The organism is Mycobacterium sp. (assembly GCF_035640695.1).
Classification (GTDB): Bacteria; Actinomycetota; Actinomycetes; order Mycobacteriales; family Mycobacteriaceae; genus Mycobacterium.
The window spans coordinates 1-10557 of record NZ_DASQVQ010000132.1 but is presented as its reverse complement, the minus strand read 5'-3'; the positions used below and the strand labels follow the sequence as shown (position 1 = coordinate 10557).

Genomic DNA, 10557 nt, shown 5'->3' with positions numbered 1-10557 from the left:
GTGAGTTCCAGCGTCCCGGTGCGGCTGCGCGGGGTGTGCAAACAGTACGGGTCCACGACCGCGGTGTCCGGACTCGATCTCGACGTGCACACCGCGGAGATATTCGCCCTGCTGGGCCCCAACGGCGCGGGCAAGACCACGACCGTGGAGATGTGCGAGGGTTTCGTCCGCCCGGACGCCGGAAAGATCGAGGTGCTGGGCCTGGACCCGATCGCCGACAACGCCCGCATCCGGGAACGCATCGGGGTGATGCTGCAAGGCGGCGGGGGATATCCGGCGGCGCGGGCCGGCGAGATGCTGAATCTCGTCGCGGCATACTCGGCCAACCCGCTTGAACCGCAATGGCTTTTAGACACGCTCGGGCTTACCGAGTCGGCCCGCACCGCATACCGCCGGTTGTCCGGCGGCCAGCAGCAGCGGCTGGCGCTGGCGTGTGCGTTGGTCGGACGCCCGGAACTGGTGTTCCTCGATGAGCCGACGGCGGGCATGGACGCGCACGCGCGGCTGCTGGTATGGGAGTTGATCGACGGGCTGCGCCGCGACGGGGTGACCGTGGTGCTGACAACGCATCAGCTGGCCGAGGCCGAGGAGCTGGCCGACCGGATCGTGATCATCGACCGCGGCGTCGCGGTCGCGTCGGGCACGCCTGCCGAGCTGATGCGCAGCGGCGCCGAGAATCAGCTGCGGTTCACGGCGCCGCGGATGCTCGACCTGTCGCTGCTGGAATCGGCGCTGCCGGAGGGCTATCGGGTCAGCGAGGTGTCGGCAGGCCAGTACTTGGTGGAGGGCCACATCGACCCGCAGGTGCTGGCCACGGTGACGGCCTGGTGCGCGCGGCTGGATGTGCTTGCCACCGACATGCGGGTGGAGCAGCGCAGCCTCGAAGACGTGTTCCTGGACCTGACCGGGCGGGAGTTGCGGCGATGAGCACACGTTTCGCGCCCGGCACTTTCACACCCGATCCGCGACCCAACGCGGTGGCGCGGATGCTCGCCGCGCAGTTCGGCCTCGAGCTCAAGCTGTTGCTGCGCAACGGCGAACAGCTGCTGTTGACGATGTTCATCCCGGTCACGCTGCTAATCGGGTTGACGCTGCTGCCGCTCGGCTCGTTCGGATCCAATCGGGCCGCGACGTTCACGCCGGCGATCATGGCGCTGGCGGTCATCTCCACCGCGTTCACCGGGCAGGCGATCGCGGTCGCGTTCGACCGCCGCTACGGCGCGCTGAAGCGTCTCGGCGCGACGGCGCTGCCGGTGTGGGGAATCATCGCCGGCAAGTCGATGGCGGTGGTGACGGTGGTGTTCTTGCAGTCGATCATCTTGGGCGCCATCGGTTTTGCGCTGGGCTGGCGTCCATCGCTGCTCGGACTGGTGATGGGGGCGGTGGTGATTGCGCTGGGGACCGCGGGATTCGCCGCGATGGGCCTGCTGCTCGGCGGGACGCTGAAGGCCGAGGTGGTGCTGGCGGTGGCCAACCTGCTGTGGTTCGTGTTCGCCGGGCTGGGCGCGCTGACGCTGGGCGGTGGCATGGTGCCGCAAGGCGTCGAATGGGTGGCCCGGCTGACGCCGTCCGGCGCGCTGACCGAGGCGCTGTCGCAAGCGATGAGACTCTCGGTGGACTGGTTCGGGTTCGCCGTCCTCGTCGTCTGGGGTGTGCTGGCCGGGCTGGGCGCGCTGCGCTGGTTCCGGTTCACCTGACCGGTATGACGACCGTGCTCGGCATCGACGCCTGCCCGGCCGGCTGGGTCGGTGTCGAGTTGCGAGACGGGCGGTTCGGCGCGGCGCATCGTGGATCTACGCTCGAGGCGGTGATCGGCGACGTGGCCGCGGCGGCGATCGCCGTTGACATCCCCCTTGGGCTGGTCGAGGTTGGCTGGCGCGACGCCGACATCGCCGCCAAGAAGTTTCTGCGCCGCCGGTCATCGAGCGTCTTCATCATGCCGCCACGGCCCGCGCTGGCCGAGCACACGCACGCGCTCGCGTCGGCCCGGTGCCGCGAGCTGACCGGCAACGGTCTCAGCGTCCAGGCCTGGGGATTGAAAGCCAAACTGTTGCAGGCCAATTCGCTATACGAATCGGGCAGCCACGCGTTATACGAGGTGCATCCCGAGGTGTCTTTCACGGCGATGGGGCTGACTTTCGACGACGGTGGCAAGAGGTCGTGGCGCGGTCAGCGGGCCCGGCTGCGGCGGCTGCATGACGTCGGCATCGACCTGCCCGACGACGTCGGCGCGGCTGGCGACGTGCCCACCGACGACCTGCTCGACGCGGCCGCTGCGGCGTGGAGCGCACGCCGCATCGCAACCGGGGCCGCGAGCTCGCTGCCGGACCCGCCGCAAGTCAACGAGCGGGGTCGGGTCGTGGCGATCTGGTACTAGTCGAGCCCGCGAAACAGGTCGACCTACTACGACGTGTAGTTGCCGCTGCTTTACCATCGGCACGTGGATCTGCTTGCCCCGCCGAGCCTGCGCGTGCAGCGCGCCGTCGCCGCGTTGGTGGTGCTCACGCAGGGCGGAATCGCCGTCACCGGCGCGATCGTGCGTGTCACGGCATCGGGCCTCGGCTGCCCCACCTGGCCGCAATGCTTCCCGGGCAGTTTCACCCCGGTCCCGCACGCCGAAGTTCCGCGGCTGCATCAGGCCGTGGAGTTCGGCAACCGGATGATCACGTTCGCGGTCGTGCTGACCGCGGTGCTGGCGGTGTTGGTCGTCATCCGGGCGCGCCGCCGTCGCGAAGTTCTCGTCTACGCGTGGCTGCTGCCGGCCTCGACCGTGTTGCAGGCGGTGATGGGCGGCATCACCGTGCTGACCGGGCTGCTGTGGTGGACGGTCGCGATGCACCTGCTGTTCTCGATGGCGATGGTGTGGCTGGCGGTGCTGCTTTACGTCAAGATCGGCGAACCCGACGACGGGACGCCCACGCTCGTCGTGGCCACGCCGTTGCGCCGGCTGACCCTTGTCAGCGCCGTCACGCTGGCGGCCGCGCTGGTGGCCGGCACCCTGGTGACCGCCGCCGGCCCGCATGCCGGCGACAAAAGTCCGACCCGCACGGTGCCCAGGCTGCAGGTCGAGATCACCACCCTGGTGCATGTGCACTCGTCGCTGGTGATCACCTACCTCGGGCTGATCGTCGGGCTCGGTTTCGCGCTGCTTGCCGTGGGCGCGCCGCGGCCGGTGCTGGTGCGCCTCGGCGTGCTGCTGGCGGTGGTGTGCGCGCAGGCGCTCATCGGGCTCGCCCAGTACGACACCGGCGTGCCCGCCGCGCTGGTGGCCCTGCACGTCGCCGGCGCGGCCGCGGCCACGGCGGCCACCGCCGCGCTATGGGCGTCGATGCGAGAACGGACCGAGGCCCAGCCGCTCGAGGGCTGACTCGACGGACAACGCGAACTCGCGCTGCTGCAGCTCCCGCGTCTTCGGATCGAGCTGGCTCCAACCCAGTGACGGCTCCACCAGCTCAAGCTCCAGCAGCCGCGGATCGTCGCGGCCGCCGATCACGTCGGCGCGGGCGTACAGGAACTCGCTCTGGCCGATTCCGAGATGGCGCGCCGCCGCGTCCAACGCCGCCGCCCCGACATCCCACACCTCGAAGTCGGGATCGGCGGGCGCCAGCCGCTCCACCGCATAGGTGCCGGTCGCGTCCAGCTGCGGCGTCCGGCCCGCCGGCGGCAACATCACCCGCTTGGTAAACGCGTGCGAGTGCTTCCCCCCCAAGAACACCAGCGCGGTCTCGCCGTCGCGGTCGACCCGCTCGTCATATTCCTGCACAAGCACGTCGCGGCCCTGGTCAAGCAGCTCGGCCAGGTACGCGCGGGCGGCGGCGCGGTCGGTGAACCGCCGGGCACCGACCGAACCGACGCCGATGGTCGGTTTGACCACGACCTGCCGCGCCGACGGCAACCGCACCTTCTCCCCCGGTGCGAACACCGCACTCGGCACCGTCGGGACACCGCCGCCGACCAGGTCGAGCAGGTAGCGCTTGTTCGTGTTCCACGCGACGACCACGGGTGGGTTCAGCAGGTTGGCGACGCGGCGCGTCCAGGTCAGGAACTCGTCCAGCCGGTCGACGTAATCCCATGTGGCGCGCAGGATCACCAGGTCGGCGCGCAACGTTTCCGGGTCGTCCCATGACAGCCACCGGGCATGCAGGCCGCGGCCGCGCAGCGCGGTCACCAGGCCGGCGTCGTCGCCGTCGCCCTCGATCAGCTGCGGAAAGCCGGCCAGCACGATCCGCGGATGGAAGACGTCCGGCCGCGCGAGCTTCATGCCCCGGCATGATAGTGAGATGCACGCAATCGAAGTCGGAGAAACCGGCGGCCCCGAAGTCCTGCGCTACGTCGAGAAGCCGAAGCCGTCCCCCGGGCCGGGGCAGGTCCTGATCAAGGCCGAGGCGATCGGCGTTAATTTCATCGACACCTACTTCCGTTCCGGCCAGTACCCGCGTGAGGTCCCATTCATCCTGGGCCAGGAAGTGTGTGGCACGGTCGAGGCCGTCGGCGAGGACGTTGCGGCGATTGGCATCGGCGACCGCGTGGTCACCGCGGCGGCCATCGGCGGGTATGCCGAATATTGCCTCGCGCCAGCAGATTTCGTCGCCTACGTGCCCGACGGCGTCGACGCCGACGTGGCCGCTTCGGCACTGCTCAAGGGAATGACGGCCCATTACCTGATCAAGTCGGTCTACCCGGTGCAACAGCGCGACACGGTGTTGATGCATGCCGGCGCCGGCGGAGTGGGGATGATCCTGACGCAGTGGGCAACCAGCCTCGCCGCCCGGGTCATCACCACGGTGTCGACACCGGAAAAGGCCGAACTGTCACGCAAGGCCGGCGCGGTCGAGGTGCTCGACTACCCGGAAGACCCCGAGGCGTTCGGCGCGAAGGTCCGCGAGCTGACCGGTGGCGAGGGCGTGAAGGCGGTGTACGACGGTGTCGGCAAGACCACGTTCGACGCCAGCATGGCCAGTCTCACCATCCGCGGCACGTTGGCGTTGTTCGGCGCGTCCAGCGGCCCGGTGCCGCCGTTCGACCCGCAGCGGCTCAACACCGCCGGTTCGCTGTTCTTGACCCGCCCGTCGCTGGTCCACTACACCCGCACGCCCGACGAATTCTCTTGGCGCGCCGGAGAATTGCTCTCCGCGATTGCCGCGGGCACGATCACCGTGACCGTCGGTAACCGCTACCGGCTGGCCGATGCCGCCGACGCGCATCGTGATCTTGAGGCGCGTAAGACGGTGGGTTCGGTGGTGCTGCTGCCCTAAACCGGCTGCGCTTCGGGGAACGTCCATTGGCCGTCGAGGACCTTCGGCTGGGGGCGGTACAGGCGCACCATGTAGTTCCATCCCGGGGTAATCGGCAGGCAATTCGGGAGCGCGCCGTCACAGCCGCCGAACTGGACGACGACGCCGGCGTCGGCGCCGCGGGTCGCCGTGATGCTGTTGAGCGAGTAGGCGTTCTGCGGGTTCGGCGTGAGGTAGCCGTCCTTGTTGTAGACGGTGATCGACCAGAATCCGTCGACCGGCACCTCACCCACCATCACCCGGTACACCGTCGCGCCGTCGTTGCGCGGCGGGTTGACATTCAGGTACAGCGCATCCGTTTCCGGGTTGCCGCCCCACGCCGATGCCGCACCGATCAGCCGGCGCACCGGGTCGGTGTGGTCCCTTGGTCCGAACATGCCTTTGGTGTCGGGTACCGCCGTGGACAACGCGATGAGCTTGTCGCGAACATTTTCCCGGCTCACCGGATCCCACTTGGGCGTCTGGAAGCTGCCGGTGTTCTCCTGCTTGACCACGATCGCGTCCTGTAGCTGGTGCGCGGCGGCGACATCGGCCGGGTCGTTCGGATTGAGCAGGACGCGAACGGCGAGCATCGCGTACCGCGTGCCGATCTTGTCGCGGGCGAATGTGTGCAATCCCTTCGCGTAGATGACGTGCGGGGTGTACTCGTCCTCGTCGATCACTTGCAGGGACATGAACCGGCCGCCTGGGTCGGGCAGCGTGATCGTGACCGGGCCGGCGTCGAGGTCGAACACGGCCCCCGAATAGAGCGTGTCGCGGTTCTCGCGGACAACGAGCTGGCCGTCGACCGGCGTCAGCACGCGATTGTGGAAGAACTTTCCGAAGCCGCCCTGCCGCACGATGTTGCCGAAGTACCAGTCGGTTTCGGCCCGGATGAAATTGTCCGGCGTCACGATCACCGCGCCGTCGGGGGTGGTGCGCTGGGAGTCGTTGAGGGTCAGGCCGGTGGACTTGCCCGCGGTGTCGACCCGCGCGCACGCGGCCAACAACAGCAGTGCGAACACGGGCACGACGGCCCGCCGCAGCGTCATCCGAACAGCGTAGGCAGCGCGAACGCCGAATCCACCGCCAATGCGCAGAACACGACGGCCAGATAATTGTTGGACTGCAGGAACAGCCGCAGCGGCCGCACCGGCTCGCCGCGGCGCACGCCGGCATAGAGCTGATGGGCCATCACCAGGAACCAGGCGCCGGCCGCCAGCGCGACCGCCGCATAAAGCCAGCCGGTCGCGAGCGCGAGCGCCAGCGTCGCAGCGACGGTCAGCCACGCGTAGATCAGGATCTGCTTGGTGACGTGTCGCTCGGTGGCGACCGTGGGCAGCATCGGCACCCCGGCCGCCCGGTAGTCGTCCTTGTAGCGCATGGCCAGCGCCCAGGTGTGTGGCGGCGTCCAGAAGAAGATGATCGCGAACATCACCAGCGCGGGCCATTGGATCGTCCCGGTGACCGCCGACCACCCGATCATCACCGGCATGCAGCCGGCCGCGCCGCCCCACACCACGTTCTGTGCGGTGCGGCGCTTGAGCAGCAGCGTATAGACGAACACGTAGAACGCGATGGTGGCCGCCGCCAGCAGGCCGGACAGCAGGTTCGTCGTCCACCACAGCCAGAAGACCGAGCCGATCGACAGGACCAGACCGAACACCAGCGCATACCGGCGCCGGACCACCTCGCGCGCCAGCGGCCGGCGCGCGGTGCGCTTCATCACCTTGTCGATGTCGGCGTCGGCGACGCAGTTCAGCGTGTTGGCACCGGCGGCGGCCAGGATGCCGCCGATCAGCGTATTGAGCATCAGCAGCGGGGCGACGGTGCCGCGATGGGCCAGCAGCATCGCCGGTATGGCGGTTACGAGCAGCAACTCGATGACGCGCGGCTTCGTCAGGGCCAGGTAACCCACCAGCGTGTCGCGCATGCGGGCGGGCCCAAGAGCGGAACTGGCCCGCTCGCGAGTGCTCACGCAGGTAACTCCTCAGGGTGCGGGCGCCGCTTCTACTACAGGCGATGGTAGACCGCTGACCTTGTCACCCTTCACCTCAGGGTGGGGATTCGCGTTGATTGGTTTTTTTCGAGGTAACGCGAGCTGGGATATCGCGCTCGGCTGCCGTTGGACCAATCGACCATCCCGGCGGCCCGCACTAGGGTATTGAATGGGTCAGTCTGTCGAGGGGAGCACGCAAGTGACCACGCTTGAAGAGATTTCCGCCCTTACCCGTCCCAACCATCCGGACGACTGGACGGAGATCGATTCGCGTGCGGTCGACACGATCCGGGTGCTGGCCGCCGACGCGGTGCAGAAGGTGGGCAATGGCCATCCCGGCACCGCGATGAGCCTGGCGCCGCTGGCCTACACGCTGTTTCAGCGCCAGATGCGCCACGACCCCAGCGATGAACACTGGCTGGGCCGCGACCGGTTCGTGTTGTCCTGCGGGCACAGCAGCCTGACGCTGTACATCCAGCTGTTCCTGGGCGGGTTCGGGCTGGAGTTGTCCGACATCGAGTCGTATCGCACGTGGGGTTCCAAGACTCCGGGGCACCCGGAGTTCCGCCACGCCAAGGGCGTGGAGATCACCACCGGTCCGCTCGGCCAGGGCCTCGCGTCGGCTGTCGGCATGGCGATGGCGTCGCGCTACGAGCGCGGCCTGTTCGATCCGGACGCCGAACCAGGCGCCAGCCCGTTCGACCACCACATATACGTGGTCGCCTCGGACGGCGACATCGAGGAGGGCGTCACGTCTGAGGCGTCGTCGCTGGCTGGCACCCAGCAGCTGGGCAACCTGATCGTGTTCTACGACCACAACCAGATCTCCATCGAGGACGACACCAACATCGCGCTGTCCGAGGACACTCCGGCGCGCTACCGGGCCTACGGCTGGCATGTGCAGGAGGTCGAGGGCGGCGAGAACGTCGTCGGCATCGAGCAGGCGATCGAGGCGGCCAAGGCGGTCACCGACAAGCCATCGTTCATCGCACTGCGCACGATCATCGGCTATCCCGCGCCGACGAAGATGAACACCGGCAAGGCGCACGGCGCCGCCCTGGGCGACGAGGAGGTCGCCGAGGTCAAGAAGATCCTCGGGTTCGACCCGGACAAGACGTTCGAGGTGCCCGACGGCGTGCTGGAACACACCCGCAGGCTGATCGATCGCGGCAAGGAAGCGCACGCGAAATGGCAGCAGGACTTCGACGCCTGGGCGGGGCGTGAGCCCGAGCGCAAGGCGCTGCTGGACCGGCTGCTCGCGCAGAAATTGCCCGCCGGGTGGGACGCCGACATGCCGTCGTGGGAGACCGACGCCAAGCCGCTGGCGACGCGCGCGGCGTCGGGCGCGGTGCTGGCCGCCGTTGGCCCGAAGCTGCCCGAGCTGTGGGGCGGTTCGGCCGACCTGGCCGAGAGCAACAACACGACCATCAAGGGTGCCGACTCCTTTGGGCCGCCGTCGATATCGACGAAGGAGTGGAAGGCCCACTGGTACGGGCGGACGCTGCACTTCGGTGTCCGCGAGCACGCTATGGGCGCGATCCTGTCCGGCATCGTGTTGCACGGGCCAACCCGGGCCTACGGCGGGACGTTCCTGACGTTCTCCGACTACATGCGACCGGCGGTGCGGCTGGCGTCGCTGATGGACATCGACACCATCTACGTGTGGACGCACGACTCGATCGGGCTGGGTGAGGACGGTCCGACGCATCAGCCGATCGAGCACCTGGCGGCGCTGCGCGCGATACCGAACCTGTCGGTGGTGCGCCCGGGCGACGCGAATGAGACCGCCCATGCCTGGCGGACGATCCTCGAGCGCGGCGCACGCAGCGGCCCCGTCGGCCTGATCCTCACCCGTCAGGGTCTGCCGGTGCTGGAGGGCACCAGCGCCGAGGGCGTATCGCGGGGCGGTTACGTGCTCGGCGGCACACCCGACGAGGAGCCGGATGTGTTGCTGATCGGCACCGGTTCGGAACTGCAACTCTGCGTTGCTGCAAGCGAGATCCTGGCGGACAAGGGAATAACGGCCAGCGTGGTGTCGATGCCGTGCCTGGAATGGTTCGAGTCGCAGCCGGTCGAATACCGCGACAGCGTGCTGCCGCCGGCGGTGTCTGCGCGTGTCGCGGTCGAGGCGGCGGTCGCGCAGAGCTGGTGGAAGCTGGTCGGCGACACCGGCGAAGTCGTCTCGGTCGAGCACTACGGCGCCTCCGCGGATTACAAGACCGTGTTCCGCGAGTTCGGGTTCACCCCCGAGGCGGTCGCCGCCGCCGCCGAGCGATCACTGGACAACTAACAGAAGGGCTAATTGCGATGACTGAGTGCAATCCCAACCTCGCGGCGCTGTCCGCCGCCGGCGTATCGGTCTGGCTGGACGACCTATCCCGCGACCGGCTGCGCACCGGAAACCTGCAGGAACTGATCGACACCAAGTGTGTCGTCGGGGTCACCACCAATCCGACGATCTTCCAGAAGGCGTTGTCGGAGGGCCACGCCTACGACGAGCAGATCGCCGAGCTGGCCGAACGCGGCGCCGACGTCGACGCCGCGATCCGCACCGTCACCACCGACGACGTGCGCGACGCCTGCGACGTGCTGCGCCCGCAGTGGGAGATGTCAGACGGCGTCGACGGGCGGGTGTCGATCGAGGTCGATCCGCGGCTCGCCCACGACACCGACAACACGATCCTGCAAGCCATCGAGCTGTGGAAGATCGTCGACCGGCCGAACCTGTTCATCAAGATTCCGGCGACACAGGCGGGGCTGCCGGCGATCACCGCGGTGCTTGCCGAAGGCATCTCGGTGAACGTGACGCTGATCTTCTCCGTCGAACGCCACCGCGCGGTGATGGACGCGTACCTGGCCGGCCTGGAAGCCGCGAAGGCCGGCGGCCACGACATATCGAAGATCCATTCCGTGGCTTCGTTTTTCGTGTCCCGGGTGGACACCGAGATCGACAAGCGGCTGGAGAAGATCGGCACCGACGAGGCGCTTGGGCTGCGCGGGCAGGCGGGAGTCGCCAACGCCCGGCTGGCGTACGCGGCCTACCAGGAGGTCTTCCTCGGCGGCCAGCGCTACCAGCCGCTCAAGGCCGACGGCGCCCGGGTGCAGCGTCCGCTGTGGGCGTCCACCGGAGTCAAGAACCCCGACTACTCCGACACGCTGTACGTGACCGAACTGGTCGCGCCCAACACGGTGAACACGATGCCGGAGAAGACAATTGACGCGGTCGCCGACCACGGCGTGATCACCGGTGACACGGTGACCGGCAAGGCCGGGGAGGCGCAGCAG

The 10557-nt window shown here is 68.4% G+C and carries 10 protein-coding genes; 7 read left to right on the top strand and 3 right to left on the bottom strand.

All coding sequences use genetic code 11. The features are described from left to right. The 4 genes from VE759_RS15315 to VE759_RS15300 all read left to right on the top strand — a co-directional run bounded on the left by VE759_RS15315 (position 1) and on the right by VE759_RS15300 (position 3367). Positions 1-927: an ABC transporter ATP-binding protein gene (locus VE759_RS15315; protein WP_324933910.1), complete on the top strand. Its 927-nt coding sequence runs from the start codon at positions 1-3 to the stop codon at positions 925-927. Then, positions 924-1697, top strand: coding sequence for an ABC transporter permease (locus tag VE759_RS15310; protein WP_324933908.1), 774 nt, complete (start codon positions 924-926; stop codon positions 1695-1697). The genes VE759_RS15315 and VE759_RS15310 overlap by 4 nt, the downstream gene beginning before the upstream one ends. A 5-nt stretch (positions 1698-1702) precedes the next feature. Continuing rightward, positions 1703-2377, top strand: a complete 675-nt coding sequence (locus VE759_RS15305) for a DUF429 domain-containing protein (protein WP_324933906.1) — start codon at positions 1703-1705, stop codon at positions 2375-2377. 63 nt (positions 2378-2440) lie between these two features. Next, positions 2441-3367 carry a heme A synthase gene (locus tag VE759_RS15300; protein WP_324933904.1) on the top strand — a complete coding sequence of 309 codons (927 nt, stop codon included), beginning with the start codon at positions 2441-2443 and terminating at the stop codon, positions 3365-3367. Here VE759_RS15300 and VE759_RS15295 read toward each other — a convergent pair. Further along, on the bottom strand, positions 3317-4261 hold the full coding sequence (locus VE759_RS15295) for a hypothetical protein (protein WP_324933902.1): 945 nt from the start codon (positions 4259-4261) through the stop codon (positions 3317-3319). The genes VE759_RS15300 and VE759_RS15295 overlap by 51 nt on opposite strands. A gap of 19 nt (positions 4262-4280) precedes the next feature. Here VE759_RS15295 and VE759_RS15290 point away from each other — a divergent pair, with 19 nt between their 5' ends. Continuing rightward, positions 4281-5255, top strand: coding sequence for a quinone oxidoreductase (locus VE759_RS15290; RefSeq protein ID WP_324933900.1), 975 nt, complete (start codon positions 4281-4283; stop codon positions 5253-5255). On the opposite strand, the gene VE759_RS15285 is transcribed toward VE759_RS15290, so the two are convergent. Together VE759_RS15285 and VE759_RS15280 are read right to left on the bottom strand one after the other, a co-directional pair. Beyond that, positions 5252-6187: a DUF1254 domain-containing protein gene (locus tag VE759_RS15285; protein ID WP_324934050.1), complete on the bottom strand. Its 936-nt coding sequence runs from the start codon at positions 6185-6187 to the stop codon at positions 5252-5254. The two genes, VE759_RS15290 and VE759_RS15285, sit on opposite strands and share 4 nt — an antisense overlap. A gap of 134 nt (positions 6188-6321) precedes the next feature. After that, the gene (locus VE759_RS15280; RefSeq protein ID WP_324933898.1) at positions 6322-7251 is read right to left on the bottom strand and encodes a heme o synthase; all 930 of its coding nucleotides are present in this window, start codon (positions 7249-7251) and stop codon (positions 6322-6324) included. A 220-nt stretch (positions 7252-7471) separates the two neighbouring features. On the opposite strand from VE759_RS15280, the gene tkt reads away from it, so the two are divergent. Both tkt and tal read left to right on the top strand, forming a co-directional pair. Then, on the top strand, positions 7472-9562 hold the full coding sequence (gene tkt, locus VE759_RS15275) for a transketolase (protein ID WP_324933897.1): 2091 nt from the start codon (positions 7472-7474) through the stop codon (positions 9560-9562). Positions 9563-9579: 17 nt separating this feature from the next. Continuing rightward, the coding region (gene tal, locus VE759_RS15270) for a transaldolase (protein ID WP_324933895.1) at positions 9580-10557 on the top strand (978 nt) is incomplete at its 3' end.